13 protein-coding genes are annotated in these 15,251 nt (G+C 65.5%); 7 read left to right on the top strand and 6 right to left on the bottom strand.

All coding sequences use genetic code 11. The features are described 5' to 3' along the window. Window positions 1–29 precede the first annotated feature (29 nt). From ARC78_RS02735 to ARC78_RS02720, 4 genes are all read right to left on the bottom strand, one after another. Window positions 30–2,204 (bottom strand): TonB-dependent receptor, encoded by a 2,175-nt coding sequence (locus tag ARC78_RS02735; protein ID WP_057505677.1) that lies wholly within the window; start codon window positions 2,202–2,204, stop codon window positions 30–32. Window positions 2,205–2,451: 247 nt separating this feature from the next. After that, window positions 2,452–3,333, bottom strand: coding sequence for a LysR family transcriptional regulator (locus ARC78_RS02730; protein ID WP_057505676.1), 882 nt, complete (start codon window positions 3,331–3,333; stop codon window positions 2,452–2,454). An 86-nt stretch (window positions 3,334–3,419) separates the two neighbouring features. Further along, the gene (locus ARC78_RS02725; protein ID WP_057505675.1) at window positions 3,420–5,786 is read right to left on the bottom strand and encodes a sodium:solute symporter; all 2,367 of its coding nucleotides are present in this window, start codon (window positions 5,784–5,786) and stop codon (window positions 3,420–3,422) included. Window positions 5,787–5,936: 150 nt separating this feature from the next. Beyond that, complete coding sequence (locus ARC78_RS02720) at window positions 5,937–6,794, bottom strand: HpcH/HpaI aldolase/citrate lyase family protein (RefSeq protein WP_054657304.1); 858 nt, start codon at window positions 6,792–6,794, stop codon at window positions 5,937–5,939. A 143-nt stretch (window positions 6,795–6,937) separates the two neighbouring features. Here ARC78_RS02720 and xth point away from each other — a divergent pair, with 143 nt between their 5' ends. Beyond that, window positions 6,938–7,705 (top strand): exodeoxyribonuclease III, encoded by a 768-nt coding sequence (xth, locus tag ARC78_RS02715; protein ID WP_057505674.1) that lies wholly within the window; start codon window positions 6,938–6,940, stop codon window positions 7,703–7,705. A 101-nt stretch (window positions 7,706–7,806) separates the two neighbouring features. Here the strand turns inward: xth and ARC78_RS02710 are convergent, their stop codons facing one another. Next, entirely contained in the window at window positions 7,807–8,061 is a 255-nt protein-coding gene (locus ARC78_RS02710) for a GlsB/YeaQ/YmgE family stress response membrane protein (protein WP_054661002.1), read from the bottom strand. A gap of 102 nt (window positions 8,062–8,163) precedes the next feature. Between ARC78_RS02710 and ARC78_RS02705 the strand changes: the two genes are divergently transcribed. The 6 genes from ARC78_RS02705 to ARC78_RS02680 all read left to right on the top strand — a co-directional run bounded on the left by ARC78_RS02705 (window position 8,164) and on the right by ARC78_RS02680 (window position 12,716). Continuing rightward, the gene (locus tag ARC78_RS02705; protein ID WP_057505673.1) at window positions 8,164–8,757 is read left to right on the top strand and encodes a 4'-phosphopantetheinyl transferase family protein; all 594 of its coding nucleotides are present in this window, start codon (window positions 8,164–8,166) and stop codon (window positions 8,755–8,757) included. Window positions 8,758–8,902: 145 nt separating this feature from the next. Then, a complete protein-coding gene (gene rsmG / locus ARC78_RS02700) occupies window positions 8,903–9,541 on the top strand; it encodes a 16S rRNA (guanine(527)-N(7))-methyltransferase RsmG (protein ID WP_057505672.1) in 639 nt (212 codons plus the stop codon). A gap of 165 nt (window positions 9,542–9,706) precedes the next feature. Continuing rightward, entirely contained in the window at window positions 9,707–10,504 is a 798-nt protein-coding gene (locus ARC78_RS02695) for a ParA family protein (protein WP_057505671.1), read from the top strand. Continuing rightward, the gene (locus ARC78_RS02690; protein WP_057505670.1) at window positions 10,504–11,418 is read left to right on the top strand and encodes a ParB/RepB/Spo0J family partition protein; all 915 of its coding nucleotides are present in this window, start codon (window positions 10,504–10,506) and stop codon (window positions 11,416–11,418) included. The genes ARC78_RS02695 and ARC78_RS02690 overlap by 1 nt, the downstream gene beginning before the upstream one ends. 33 nt (window positions 11,419–11,451) lie before the next feature. After that, entirely contained in the window at window positions 11,452–11,754 is a 303-nt protein-coding gene (locus ARC78_RS02685; RefSeq protein WP_054657710.1) for a helix-hairpin-helix domain-containing protein, read from the top strand. Beyond that, the gene (locus ARC78_RS02680) at window positions 11,751–12,716 is read left to right on the top strand and encodes an SDR family NAD(P)-dependent oxidoreductase (protein ID WP_054657712.1); all 966 of its coding nucleotides are present in this window, start codon (window positions 11,751–11,753) and stop codon (window positions 12,714–12,716) included. The genes ARC78_RS02685 and ARC78_RS02680 overlap by 4 nt, the downstream gene beginning before the upstream one ends. Before the next feature lie 186 nt (window positions 12,717–12,902). Here ARC78_RS02680 and ARC78_RS02675 read toward each other — a convergent pair whose 3' ends face one another. Further along, window positions 12,903–14,852, bottom strand: a complete 1,950-nt coding sequence (locus ARC78_RS02675; RefSeq protein WP_054657714.1) for an LTA synthase family protein — start codon at window positions 14,850–14,852, stop codon at window positions 12,903–12,905. Between the last annotated feature and the right edge of the window lie 399 nt (window positions 14,853–15,251).

The following is a 15,251-nucleotide window of genomic DNA, read 5'->3' as shown; positions in this document are numbered from 1 at the left end:
GCGGCGGCGCTCTATGCATCAAGCCTCTGTCAGAACTTGATGGTATGGCTCAGAGAAACCATCCGGCCACGGCCGGAGAAGTAGTTCTGCCAGCCCGGCAGCTGCGACCAGGTCAGCACGTACTGCTTGTCGAACAGGTTCTCGATGCCTACAGACAGCTGGCCATAGCGGCCGGTGTCGTAGTTCACGCTGAGATCCCACAGCGCATAGCCGTAGGTGCTCTCTTCGTTCTCATAGACATCGCCGTTGGTCGGATTGGTGAAGGTCTCACGGAGGTCGCGGCTGAAGGTTTTGCTCACGCCCAGCGTGGCGTTGAGGTTGTCGGCCGGGGTCCAGGTCAGCGAGGCGTTCACCTTGTCCGGTGAGATGTCCAGGATGCCCATTTCCTTCACCAGGCCCGAACCTGCGTAGTACTGGGTCTGGCCGCGGATGCGCGAGTACAGGAAGGTGGCCTTCCACTGGTCGTTGAACGTCCAGGCGCTGTTGAGCTCGATGCCTTCGATCTCCACCGGAGCACGGGTGAGGATGAAGTCTTCGGTGACCTTGTCGATGGTCAAGGTGGAGCCGAAGTCGGAGGTCGAGCGGTACGCCGACGCGCCGACCTGGCCCTTGGCGCCACGCCAGTTGAAGCCGATTTCCTTGTTCTCGGTGATCAACGGCTGCAGGTCGGCGATACAGGACACGGCCTTGCATGGGCTGTTGGCCTGGATGTTGCGCAGCGGAATACCGACGTTGGCAATGCCAAAGCCCTCCGAGTACGACGCGAACACCGACCACTCATCACTGATGCGCCAGATCGCACCGAAGTTGGGCATGTTGGCCTTGTAATCCATCTTGCCGCCCTGCACACGGGTATTGTCGCGGAAGGCCACGGTCGTGTAGCTGTCGATCTCGAGCTCGCCGTCTTCGCGGCGGATGCCCGCATCCAGCGTCACCGGACCGATATCCCAGCTCAGCTGGGCATAGGGGGCGAGGCTGGTGTACTTCATCGGCGGCACCCACAGGCGGTTGGTCAGTGCCAGGCGCTGTTCAGCGGTGTCTTCCACCAGATCCAGGCCGGCGCGCAGGCGCAGCCCCTCCACCTTGAGCAGGTCGTTGTAGGCGTAGCCGAAGCGCAGCCCCTTCTTCTCGCTGTTGATCTCGGACTGGTCCCAGATACGCTCGGCTTCCGGTGGCGCCGGCTTGACCAGCTGGCGATCCGAACCGTTCTCAGGCACGTAGCGCATGGCCTGTTGTGCCCAATAGGCGTCCACGCTCAGGTCGCCACCGAAGAAGTCGGCGTTGGTGTACTTGGCCGCGAACTGTTCGAAATCATTGAACTCGGCCAGTGACCCGGCGATGGAGCCCTTCACGGCGGTGTTGGTGGACGGCACCGGGCATTCGACCGGATCGAAACGGCAGCCTTCCTCCGGTTTGTAGTTGTGCTTACCGCCGATATGGAAGTTGCTGTAGCTTGCCTGGATGCGCTGCATCTGGCCTTCGCCGAAGTTGTAGCCGCCCTTCATGAACAGGTTCTTGCTGTACGAATCGGACAGCGAGCCGGAGGTGTTCAGGCCAACCCGGCGCCCGTCGCCGTCGTAAGCCACGCCGCGGTCGATGTAGGCACCGCTGACCAGGAAGTCGGCCGCATCACCCTTGTAGGTATGCATGATGCCGATCTTGGACTGCGCGCTGTCATTCTTGAACTGGGTGCCGTAGCGCGTGCTCACGGTGGTCTCGTGGCCGTCCACGTCCGGATTCTTCGACAGGTAGTTGATCACGCCACCGGCACCACCGATGCCCTCGGCGGCCGAGGGACCATTGATGACTTCGATCCGGCCGATGACGCCCATGTCGGTGAATGTGCCGTTGCGGTTGCCCTCGCGCAGCGGCGAGCCCTGTGGCACGCCATCGAACAGGCGCAGCGCGATGCGGCCGCGCAGGGTCTCACCGGAGTTGCTCATCGCCTGCGAGGATTCGGAATAGCCCGGCACCATGCGTGCGAGCACCGCAGTGGCGTCTTCGGTCAGGTTGAGGGTGCGCTGTACTTGTTCGGGGGTCACCAGGGTGACCGCGCCGGGGACCTTGTCGATCGCAACAGGAGTGCGGGTACCGGTGACGATGACCTGGTCCAGGTCGGTGGCGTTCTTGTCCTGCGCCTGGGCAGGACTCATCACGCATGCGAGCAGTGCCGCACTGATGGCTGCGGAAAGTGGCTTGATCATTGATTTCTCCCCCGTTGGAAAAAAACAGCGGGGACAATTGGGGATTGTCAGCGCCGAATGGTTTGCATGGACGCAAGCGTCCAGGTCGCCGACCCGTGTGTACGTCCCTCCCAGGGCGCTGCAAGCACAACCGGCAATACGCGTGAGACTAGAGCCGGCTCCAGGGTGATAGAACCGAGGCTATCTATGTTCATTCCCTAGGGTTTGTTGCTTATCGCCCCCTGCGCACAGGCGCAGGACCGCTGTTTCAGCGCTGACGCTCGTTCAACGCGGCGCGGGCTTCTTCCAGCAACACGTTGACCAGCCGGATCCGCACCGAAGATCGCGACCAGGCCACGCCGATCCGGCGCGGTTCGCTGGGCAGCGGCAAAGGGATGCGCACGACATTGAGCCCTTCGGGCCACGGTCTGGCCCAGTCCGGAACCAGCGATACGCCAAGGCCCCGGTCCACCATCACCGCGATGGCGTTCAAGGCGTTGAGTTCGAAACGCTCGCGCGGCACGATCCCTGCCTGGCGCAGATACTCGTCGGCCTGCCGGCCACCCCATTCATGGCGGTCGTAACGTATCAGTGGCTGCTCGCAGAGCAATTCGTGTGGGTCGCGCCCGGCAAAACGGGCCGGCGCCAGTACCACCAGTGGTTCCTCACGCAGCAGCTGCCAGTTGCAGGTCTTGGGCAGCGGAAAGGGTGCCTGCATCACCATCGCCGCATCCACGTCGCCGCCTTCCACCGCGCGGTACAGGTCCGCCGAATAGCCGGGTTTGATGAAGACGTTGATCTGGGGGAATGTGGCCACCATCCGCGACAGGATGTCCGGCAGCAGTCCGGCCAGTGCGGTGGGGCACGCGCCCAAACGCAATTCGCCTGCCAGATCGTTCTCGTTCGCCACGCTGCGCAGGTCGGCGACGTTGCGCAGCAGGTCGCGCGCGCGCTGCAATATGCGCGCGCCTTCCTCGGTCACGCTCACCGTACGTCCGGCGCGGGCGATCAGCGGCACGCCCAGTTCGCGTTCCAAGGTGCGAATCTGCTGGGCCACGGCGGCCGGCGTGATGTGCAGCAAACGTGCGGCGGCGGCCATCGAGCCACGATCGACCACGGTGACGAATGTATTGAGGAACTGGGTTTCCACGATCTACCTCTCAGCTGCCAAGCACGCTACATCAGCCGACCAGCCGGTGCGATGGACCAAGGTCATGGTTCAACGCCCAGGGGTCGTTATGCCGTGTCCTGTTTGTAGATGGTCAGACCCTTCAGCGAGGCTGCCGGCGGTGGGAAGAAGAGGCTGGCCAGATAGCCGATAACGATGCACAGCAGGATGGAGATGGCCAGATAGAAGTACGGATGGACCAGACTCATCGACCAGAAAATCAGGGTGATGAGAATGCTGCCGGCTACGCCGATCGCCACGCCCTGCCAGTTGGCACGGCGGGTGAACATGCCCAGCGTGTAGGCACCGGCGAAACCGCCGCCGAGCAGTCCCGCCAGTTCGATGGAGACATCGAACAGCGAATGGATGTCATACCTGCTCATCACCAGTGCGATACCGATGGCGATCAAACCGACCAGCACCCCGATCCACTCGGCAAACCGGACGCTCTGCTTGGGAGTCGGATTCTTTTTAAGCCTCTCGTAGAAGTCGACAGAGGCCAGTGTGGAGACGCTGTTGATGATGCTCGACAGCGTGGACATCGCGGCGGCGAAGATACCGGCGATGATCAGTCCGGTCACCCCCATCGGCAGTTCGGCCGCGATGAACAGCGGAAACGTGGCATCAATCGGCAGGAGGGGATTGAGTCGTTCCGGATTGTTCTTGTAATACACCCACAAAGCGGTGCCAATGCCGTAGAAAACAAAGCCCCCGGGAATCATCATCGCCGCGAACGTCCAGATGGAACGTCCGGCTTCCTTGTCGGACTTGGTCGAGAGCACGCGCTGCATCAACACCTGGTCTTTGGGGAACGTCAGCACCACGTCGAACACGACCAGGAAGATGAAGCCCCATACCGTGGCTTTGGTCAGATCGAAGCTGAAATCGAACAGCTGGGTCTTGTTTTCGGCCATGGCCGTGGACAGGAACTCCGGCATGCCGCCGTTGATCTGCTGGATGATGAAGCCGATGGCGAAGATGGCGCCGCCGAACATCACGAACACCTGCACGAAGTCGGTCCAGATCACCGCTTTCATGCCGCCCATCGTGGTGTAGATGATGGTGAACACCCCCATCAGCAGGATGCTCCAGACCACATCAATACCGGTGATGGTGGAGATCGCCAGCGCCGGCAGAAACAGGATCACGCTCATCCGGCTGCCGATCTGCATGACGATGCACAGCCCGCTGGCCAGCATGCGGATGGTCGGATGGAAACGGGTTTCCAGATAGGAAAAGACGCTCATCAGGTCCAGGCGGCGTAACAGTGGCACGATCCAGATCGCCACGAACATCAGGCCCAGAACGGCGATCAGGTTGTTGGTCATGTACTGCCAGTTCGTCTCGAAAGCCTTGGCAGGAATGGCGATGAAGCTGATGGAGCTTGTGTTGGTGGCATACAGGCTGATGCCGGCGGCCCAGAAAGGAATGCTGCGACCGCCGACGAAAAAGTCGGAGGTGCTGCCATGTTTTTCCTGGAAATAGAACCAGGCGCCGATGCCGAGCATCGCTGCCAGATAGACGATGATCACTGCCCAGTCGAGCCAGCGCAGCAGGTGTTTGCTGCTTTCTATCTGTGCGTACTGGAATTGACTGCCGCCAGCGCCGGTGCTGGCCCACAGCAGGCCATTGCCCCAGCTGGTGATCGCCTGCGGTGCGGCAATGGCGGGCGCATCTTCGAGCGTGTTCCAGGCACTGGTGATCGAGTGGAAGGTCCGGGCCTGGATCTTCCCGCCTGGAGTTTTCACCAGCATCAGCAGATGGGCCTGGCCCAGGGCGCGCATCGATCCGTCGATGAGCTTGCCTTGCAGCGGTGGCATCGACTGCCAGCCGTCTTCAGCGGACCAGCGCCATAACTGGTCGTTCTGCTGTGCACCACCCACCACGGCATACAACCTGCCTCTCTGGGCCTGCAGCGCGCTGGGTGTGCCGGTTTGCGGCCAGACGGTCTTCGGCTGCCAGGCGCTGGTGGCAGAGGCTGCAAGGCTGCGGCTGTACAGACGGGTAGCGCCCGTATCGTCATTGCCGCTCAGGTACAGCGTATCGCCCAGCACGGTGGCATGGGTCGAGGTCAATGCCAGCGGCAGTGGCACCGCACTGCCCTTCTTCAGATCGTTCTTTTGCAGCTGGAGTGGCTGCAGGCGATCGCTGGTGCCTGCGGCGCTGCCTTCCAGCAGATAGGCCCGTCCGCCTGCGGCTATGGCCCCGTGTACCGTTGCATCGATCTTGCCCGTCAGCAGTTCCCAGGCCTTGTTGTCGGCGCGCAGTGCCCATGCCTGACCTTTGCCGAGCGCCACGGTACGGCCATCGATGCTGAGCAGTTCCTCCGGGGCGACATTCCCCGGCAACGGCGGCAGGGTGCCGGCGCTTACCGTAGTCAGGCTCTCGGCTGCCACGGTACTGCTGACCATGAACAGCATGGTGATGGCGATCATGCGCAGTGGGTGTGCGCAGTATCGGAGCAGGGTGGGGACGAAAGCGCAGGCCGCGGATCTGGACATGGAAGGACCGGGTAAAAGGTGGGCGGGTCCGGACAGGGCCGCCGCACGATAGGCAGAAGGAATTCGAACGTCGACGGAAGCGATCTAGATTGAGACGGGGCGCGCTGCGGCGAGCAATGCTTCGGCGCGACGCAGAAAAGGCAGGTCGATCATCCGGCCTTCGAACAGGAATGCGCCGCGGCCGCTGTCACTGGCCTTGGCCGCCGCGGCCACAATCCGCTCTGCCTCTTCGATCAGCGCCTGGGGAACGCGGAAGATATCGTTCGCCAATGCCACCTGGCTGGGATGGATGCAGCTTTTGCCGATAAAGCCCAGCCTTTGCGCCATCTTTGCTTCGATACGGAAACCCTCACTGTCGGCCACATCTGGCCAGGCGCCATCGCAGGCGAACACACCCGCTTCGGCGGCGGCCATCTTCAATACGGAGAGGGTGAAGTGCACGTTGGCCGGATCGCGCGCAATGCCGTTGGGCGCGAACATGTCACCCAGACCGAGCTGCAGGCCGGCCACGCGCGAATGCGCCGTGGCCAGCTCAGCGGCCAGGCGCAGGCCACGCGGGGTTTCAATATTGAGCAGCAGGCCGATCGGCCGGGTGACGCCGTTGGCGATCTCGGCCTGGTCCAGCGCGGCAGCGATGTGGCGAATCTGCGCGACCGATTCAATCTTGGGTACGTTCAGCAGCCACAGGCCGGGCACAGCCACGGCGGCAAGATCGGCGGCGAAGTGCGGGCTGTCACTGCCATTGGTGCGGACGATGAGACGCTTGCCGGGGGCGGTGATGTCGGTGCGGGCGAGGAAGCTGGCCACCTCTTCACGGGCGGCCTGCTTTCCCGCCTCGGGTACCGAATCTTCCAGATCAAGGGACAAGGCGTCGGCCGGGCCGGCCATCGCCTTGTCGAACAGTTCCGGACGTGCGCCGGGTACAAACAGCTTGCTACGCATGGCTTCCCCTCATCTCCACGGGCAGTCTGCGCGAATCGGAACGCTGAAAAAGTGTATTCCCCAATATTCACTAGATAGGCTTTGTTGCCCTTTGCAGGGGAACTGGCCTCCCTTTGCGAGGGCGCCGGATTAGAATCACTGCCATGAAAATCGCTTCGTGGAACGTCAATTCGCTCAACGTCCGCCTGCCGCATCTGGAGCAGTGGCTGGCCGGCTTCGCCCCCGACGTGGTCGGCATCCAGGAAACCAAGCTGGAGGACCACAAATTCCCGGACACACGCCTGCTCGAACTGGGCTACCGCAACGTGTTCGCCGGGCAGAAGACCTACAACGGTGTCGCGCTGCTGGCGCGGCAACCGATCGAGGACGTGCAGATCGGCATTCCCGGCTTCGAGGACGAGCAGAAGCGGGTGATCGCCGGCACGGTCGATGGCGTGCGCATCATCAACCTGTATGTGGTCAACGGCCAGGATATCGGTACCGACAAGTACGCCTACAAGCTGCGCTGGCTGGAGGCGGTGCACGACTGGATTGCCGCCGAGCTGCAGAAGTATCCGCAGCTGGTGGTGCTGGGCGATTTCAACATCGCCCCGGACGCGCGCGATGTGCACGACCCGGCCGTGTGGAACGAGGAGCACATTCTCACCTCGGCGGCGGAGCGTGGCGCACTGGAGAAATTGCTGGCCCTGGGGCTGCATGACGCGTTCCGGCTGCACAACGACGCCGCCGGTGTGTTCAGCTGGTGGGACTACCGTGCGGCCGGCTTCCGCCGCGATCTGGGCTTGCGCATCGACCTGACCCTGGTGTCCGAGGCGCTCAAGCCGCGTGCGGTGGCCGCGGGCATCGACCGCGAGCCACGCACCTGGGAGCGCCCCAGCGACCATGCCCCGGCATGGGTGCAACTGGGCTGACGGCTGCGGCCCTGGCCGGAGCGGGGCGGTTCGCGCCGGCAATCAGCCACGGCCCGGCTGTTGCCAGTCGGGCCGTGCCGATCCGTGATTGCGCGCCGGGCTCAGCGCACGCTTTTGCGGGTGAACAGGTTGACGATGGCCAGCAGAATTACCGCCCCCACCAGTGACAACAGGAACGAGCGCAGCGTGATGGCCGCATTGATGCTGCCGCCGCTGAAGAAGAAGCCGGCAATCATCGCGCCGATAATGCCCACGACAATGTTCAGAAGGATGCCCTGCTGTGCATCGCGGCGCATGATGAGACTGGCCAGCCAACCCACGACGCCACCGACGATCAACCAGATGATGAGGCCCATGCCTGATTCTCCCTGCCTAAAAGCACCTGTGCCGGTGCGGGGCCTACAGTCAACGCGCGGCGCCGTGAAAACCTTGTCGACCCCTGCCCGGTTCCATTCAGCATGAACCGGGGGCCATGGCCGTCCTGGCGGTTCGAACCGGTGCAGGTGTGGATGCTGCCGCATACCCCGGGTACGCGCGGCGAGCCGCAGGCTCGTGAGGTGCTGGCGGCCGAACTGGGTATGACACCGCAGGCGCTGCCGCTGACCCGTGATGAGCGCGGCCGGCCTTGGCTGATCGGCGCGCTGGACCATTACGGCACCGGCTGGAGCCACAGCGGCGGGCATCTGCTGGTGGCGCTGGGCAAGGGCGCGCGGCTGGGCGTGGATCTGGAGCAGCAGCGCCCGCGCCGGCAGATGCGCGAGGTGATCGGCCGCTTCTTCCATCCCGATGAGATCGTATGGCTGCTGGGACTGGATGACGCCGACTGCGAGCACTGGTTCTTCCGCGTGTGGTGCGCCAAGGAGGCGCTGCTCAAGGCGCACGGGCATGGCATCTCCTTCGGCCTGCACAAGTTGCAGTTCGCGCCGACGGCGGCCGGCGCGCTGGTGCTGGCCTGGTGCGATCCGGGGCTGGGCCAGGCCCGCCACTGGCACCTGCACGAGTGGCAGGCCACGGCGGACTTTCGCGCGGCGCTGGCGTGGTATCCGCTGTGAGGCCGGGCGTCGTGGGCGCGGGCGCCGGTCGTACGGCGCGGACAGGGTGCCGGCAGGTCGTGGAACCTCATGGTTCGGGGCCTTATTTCACTGTCAGCCAGGCGGGAGGCGGCGGAAGCGGCATCGGGCCTGCGATAATTCGCCCATGAATGACATCTCCCTTCCGCCGGAAGTCGCCACCGATCTGGCGCGCGGCCTGCAGGCCATGGGTCTGGACACCGCTCTGGCCACGCCGCTGCTGGCCTACCTGGCCCTGCTGGTGCGCTGGAACCGCACCTACAATCTCACTGCCATCCGCGACCCGCGCGAAATGGTGACCCGCCACCTGCTCGATTCGCTGGCGATGGCCTCGCATGTCGATTCCGGCAGTCTGGCCGATCTGGGAACCGGCCCGGGCTTGCCGGGCATTCCGCTGGCCATCACCCACCCGCAGCTGCAGGTCACGCTGGTGGAGAGCAACGGCAAGAAGGCCCGCTTCCTGCGCGAGGCGGTACGCAAGCTGGGGCTGGGCAACGCGCGGGTGGCCGAATCCCGGGCCGAGGCGCTGGAGGAGCCGGGCGCCTACGACAACCTCACCGCCCGGGCGATGGATACCCTGGCCGGCATCATCGCCGTCGGTGGCCACCTGCTGCGGCCGGGAGGGCAGCTGCTGGCGATGAAAGGCGTCTACCCGCACGAGGAAATCGCCCAGTTGCCGGCCGATTGGCAGGTGCTGGAAGTGCGTCCGCTGCAGGTACCCGGGCTGGTGGGCGACCGCCATCTGGTGGTGGTCCAGCGCCGCTGAGACCGTCATCACGCTTCCGCCGCAGCGTTCCGAGCGCGCGGTCAGCGGTGCCGGCGGGCCCCGTTTGCCGGTGGTTGCCGGCGCGCGGGTGCGCGCGCCGATTTCCGCCTGCGCGCCGCTAGCCGCATAATGCCCAGTCCCAACCCGCCTACGAGGCTCTCCTGCATGGCTCGCATCATCGCCATCGCCAACCAGAAAGGCGGCGTCGGCAAGACCACCACGGCCGTCAATCTGGCTGCTTCCCTTGCCGCCGCACCCAAGCGCGTGCTGCTGGTCGACCTGGATTCGCAGGGCAATGCGACCATGGGCAGTGGCGTGGACAAGCGTGAGGTCGCCGCGTCCACCTGCGATCTGCTGCTGGGCGAGATCAGTGCTGCCGACGTGCGGGTGAAAACCCCGGAAGGCTTCGACCTGCTGCCGGGCAACATCGACCTGACCGCGGCCGAAATCCAGATGATGAACCAGAGCGAGCGCGAGCAGCGGCTCAAGCGCGCCCTGGCACCGATCCGCGAGGAATACGACTACATCCTGATCGACTGCCCGCCGGCGCTGTCGCTGCTCACGCTCAACGCGCTGGCCGCCGCCGATTCGGTGATCGTGCCGATGCAGTGCGAGTACTACGCGCTGGAAGGCCTGAGCGCGCTGGTGGAAACCATCGAGGCGCTGAAGATCAACCTGAACCCGGCGCTGGAGATCGAAGGCGTGCTGCGCACCATGTTCGATGTGCGCAACAACCTTGCCAACGCGGTGTCCGCGCAGCTGGTCGAATACTTCGGCGACCGCGTGTTCCGCACCATCGTGCCGCGCAACGTGCGCCTGGCCGAGGCCCCCAGCCATGGCCAGAGCATCGTCGGCTATGACCGCGGTTCGCGTGGCGGGGTGGCCTATCTGGGCCTGGCCGGCGAGATCATCCGCCGCAACACCGAACGCAAACCGGCCGTCCACGCCGCGGAGGCTGTCTGATGAGTACGGCGAAGAAGCGCGGTCTGGGCCGCGGGCTGGATGCGTTGCTGGGCCCGCGCGGCGCGGTGACACCGGTCTCTGTTGCCGCCGTGGCCGAGCCGCAGCCGGGGGAAGTGCTGCGCAAGCTGCCTATCGATGCCCTGCAGCCGGGCAAGTACCAGCCGCGTCGCGACATGGACGAAGGCAAGCTGGCCGAGCTGGCCGAGTCGATCACCGCCCAGGGCGTGATCCAGCCGATCCTGGTGCGCCAGATCGAGGGCGGCAAATACGAAATCATCGCCGGTGAACGCCGCTGGCGCGCCTCGCGCCTGGCCGGGCTGGACGAAGTGCCGGCGGTGGTACGCGAGCTGGAAGACCGCACCGTCATCGCGATGGCGCTGATCGAGAACATCCAGCGTGAAGACCTCAATCCGCTGGAAGAAGCCGAAGCGCTGGCACGGCTGGTCAGCGAGTTCTCGCTGACCCACGCCGAAGCGGCGCAGGCGGTGGGCCGCTCGCGCGCTTCGGTGTCCAACCTGCTGCGCCTGATCGATCTGCCGGTCGGGGTGCGCGTGCTGCTGGAAACCCGCCGCCTGGAAATGGGCCATGCCCGCGCGCTGCTGACGCTGGCGCCGGAACTGGCCACCAAACTGGCCCAGGACGCGGCCGATGAGGGCTGGTCGGTGCGCGAAGTCGAGCACCGCGCGCAGCAGTTCGCCGCCGGCAAGGTGCCGGGCGCGCGCAAGGCCAAGCCGGGTCCGAGCGCGCCGCAGGCCGACATCGCCTCGCTGGAGACCGAGCTGTCCGAATCGCTGGGCACCAAGGTGGCGATCGCCCACGGCCGCGGTGGCCGGGGCAAACTGGTCATCCATTACACCGATCTGGACACGCTCGATGGCGTGCTGGAACGGCTGCGCGTCCGTCAGCCGGGCTGACGTCATCCACTTTTCCGAGGTGCACCTACCGCAATGAACCCCACCAAGGTCGACCGCAATCATTTGCTGCGTCTGACCGACCTCCCGAATGTGGGGCCGGCCTGTGAAAAGGATCTCCGTCTGATTGGAATCCGGGTTCCCGCGCATCTGCGCGGGCGTGATCCTTACGACATGTACGCGCAGCTGTGCCTGAAAACCGGCGTGGAGCACGACCCCTGCGTGATCGACGTGTTCCTGTCGGTGGTGCGCTTCATGGCGGGCGAGGCGCCGCAGCCGTGGTGGGCCTTCAGCAAGGAGCGCAAGGCGGCGTTGGCCCGGGAGCCGCTCAGGCTATGAGCATCCTGGTCACCGGCGCGGCCGGCTTCATCGGTGCCTACACCTGCCAGGCGCTGGCTGCCCGTGGCGAGCGGGTGGTCGGGCTGGACAACTACAACGACTACTACGATCCGCAGCTCAAGCGTGACCGCGTGGCCGCGTTGTGTCCGCAGGTGGATATCCGCACGCTGGACCTCACCGATCGCGACGGCCTGGCCGCGCTGTTCGACGAGGTCCAGCCGACCCGGGTGGTCCATCTGGCCGCGCAGGCCGGGGTGCGCTACTCGCTGGAGAATCCGCACGCCTACGTTGAAAGCAATCTGGTGGGCTTCGTCAATGTGCTGGAGCTGTGCCGCCATCGCGGCGTGCAGCACCTGCTGTATGCCTCCAGCAGCTCGGTCTATGGGGACTCGGCCACACCGCCGTTCTCCGAAGACCAGCGGGTGGACCGGCCGCGCTCGCTGTACGCGGCGACCAAGGCGGCCAATGAGCTGATGGCCTACACCTATGCCCAGCTGTACGGTCTGCCGGCCACCGGCCTGCGCTTTTTCACGGTGTATGGCCCGTGGGGCCGGCCGGACATGGCACCGCTGCTGTTCTCCCGGGCGGTACTGGCCGGGCGCAGCATCGAGGTCTTCAACGAGGGGCGCATGCGGCGTGACTTCACCCATGTGTCGGACATCGTGGCCGGCATCCTCGGGGCGCTGTCGCAGCCCTCGGCCGAACCCACGCCGCACCAGGTATTCAACCTGGGCAACCACACGCCGGTGGAACTGGAACATTTCATCGAGGTGATCGCCACCGCCGCCGGGCGCCCGGCGCACAAGATCTACCGGCCGATGCAGCCCGGCGACATGGTCGAAACCATGGCCGATACCCGCCGCGCCCACGCCGCGTTCGGTTACGCGCCGCGCACCCCGATCGAAACCGGGTTGCCACCGGTGGTGCAGTGGTGCCGCGAGTATTTCGGCAGCGCCGCCTGAGCCGGCGTTGCCGCGCCGGTACGGGTACGAGGGCGCCGTTTCGATGACAGCAGGTGCGGTCGAGGCGCCCGGTAGGCATCTGGTTGAGCGCTGCCACCGGGCGGACCGCTGGCCGGGTCGTCCTCAATTCGAATCGAATAACCCCGCCACTTCCCGGCTATGTTTTTCAGGGCTCCGGCCGGCGGGCTATCGTTCCGCAGCGACCGGCCGGCGCCTAGGGGCGGGCGGGGTTGACCGGGGCTGCAGTTCCCGGGCCGGCACCGCATAACGCTGCTGGTTGTAGGCCCAGCTGGGCCACAGCGCGTGGGCCAAGGTCAATCTGGCCAGCGCCGGATCCACCGCGGCAGGCGTCAGCGTCTCGCCCTCGCGCCGGTAGTGGAACTGCTCGGCCGGCTGTTGTGGCTGCAGGACCAGCAACTGCTCGCCCTGCAGATAGCCGTAGTTGTCGCCGTACTGCATGATCGCGCGGCCCGGCTGGCGCACGGTCAGGTCCACGCCCAGCATCGGATGGGTACTGCTGATGCCGATCAGTGACAGCAGTGTCGGCGGCAGGTCGATCTGGCTGACGAGCTGCTCGTCGCGCCGCACCGGCACCCCGGGGCCGAGGATCAGCGCCGGGATGTGGAAGTGCTTGACCGGCACCAGGCTGGCGCCGAACACGCGTGAATCGTGGTCGGCCACCACCAGGAACACGGTGTTCTCCCAGTACGGCGACTGCCTGGCGCGGGCGAAGAACTGGCCCAGCGCCCAGTCCGCGTAACGGGCGGTGTTCTCCACGCTGGCGGCCGGTGTGCTGGGCTGGATGCGCCCGGCCGGGTATTCCCACGGGCTGTGGTTGGAGACGCTGAAGGCCATCGTGAAGCGCGGCTGGCCGTCATCGTGCAGCAGGCGGTGATGCAGCTCGTTGAACATGTCCTCATCGGAGGCGCCCCACGAGCCGACGAAGCCGGGTTTGACCGCAAAGCGCGGGCGGTCGATGACCTCATCGAAACCGTTGCCGAGGAAGAATGCCTTCATGTTGTCGAAGTGCGCTTCGCCGCCGTAGAGGAAGCGCGAGCGGTAGTCGAACTGGCCGAGCAGGCCGGCCAGACTGAAAAAGCCGCTCTGGCTGCGCGGCAGCTTCAGCACTGCCTCGGCCGGGGTGGGCAGGAAACCGGTGCTCAGCGCCTCCAGTCCGCGCACCGAGCGGGTGCCGGTGGCGTAGGCCCGTGCCAGCAGCCAGCCCTGTTCGGCCAACGCGTCGAACTGCGGTGACAGCTTCTGCCCGCCCAGCGTGCCGATGTACTGCGCGCCCAGGCTTTCCTCGACGATAACCACCAGGTTCAGCGGTTTGGCCGGTGCGGCGCTGGCCTGCTGCCGGTGCACGCTGGGATGCAGCGGATCCAGCGGTGGCCCGGCGATGCCGGCGGCCTCGCGCACCAGCTGGTGCATTTCCGGCTCGGGCATCGCGCCGTAGACCTGCGCGGCCGAGCGTTCGCCGGTCATGCCGCGGATGGCGTGCAGCACGTTGTACAGCGAGTTCAGCGGCAGCGCGTTGATCATCGCATCGTCACTGAAGGCCACTTTGGAAGCGTTGAGCGGACGGTGGTCCAGGGTGCCGCGCGCGGCCAGGAACAGCACCACAAAGGCGCTGGCGGTAGCCACCGCGCGCAGCCAGGGTTTCAGCGAAACCGCATCGCGCCTCGCCTGCAGCCAGCGGCATCCGGCCCAACCCAGCACCGCCAGGCCCAGCGTGGCCAGCAGCAGAACACCCTTGTAGCCCTGCCACAACATCGCCGAGACCTCCTGCGGGCTGTTGAGGTACTCCACGTACAGCCGGTTCGGGCGGGTGTCGTATTCCAGGAGGAACTGCGGCGTGGACACTTCCAGCAGCACGAACAGCAGCCACCACAGCCGGTACCACCCGCCGGTGATGCGGGTGGGCCAATCCCGGTGGCCGAGCCAGGGTGAGAGCAGGACCGGGACAGCGCAGACCATGGCCAGCAGGCTCAGATCGATGCGCCAGCCGCCGAACAGGATCGGCCACAGTCCACCGGCCGGCTGCACCCGCGGCCATAGCCACAGCGCCAGTCCGAGCCGGCACAGGGTCAGGAAAACCAGGGTGAGCAGCAGGAAACGCCAGGTGAGCTTACGCAAAGCCGAGATCCGTTGAAGGTGGTGCACAACACGCCTGAAGTCCCTTCATTGCACCGCCCGGGAAACCTCCCGGGCCGGCTGTCATGGGCGTCGCATAACCGGGAAATATTACCCTGAATACGCGCCTCGCCCCTGCCCTCCACTGCCGCCGCGGACGTGGCACCGGTGAGGCCGGGTGGCCGGGTGAGTTCACACATGTTTCCGACATCGTCGCCGCTATCTTCCCGCGGTTGTCACCTCCGGCGGCCACCCTCGGTGCTTGGCTGCGCTACAGCCGCCGTCCCCGTCGCGCCGTCGGCGTGGCAGTATCTGGCCGTCGGGTGTTCCGCTGCCAGGGCGCTGCGCCTGCTCTGGATCGCGCGCCTGATTTCACGCTGTGCTAAGTCGGGCCCGGGAGAA

The organism is Stenotrophomonas pictorum JCM 9942, from assembly GCF_001431585.1.
Taxonomy (GTDB): Bacteria; Pseudomonadota; Gammaproteobacteria; order Xanthomonadales; family Xanthomonadaceae; genus Stenotrophomonas; species Stenotrophomonas pictorum.
The sequence above is the reverse complement of the archived record's forward strand: the minus strand, read 5'-3'. Positions and strand labels throughout refer to the sequence as shown.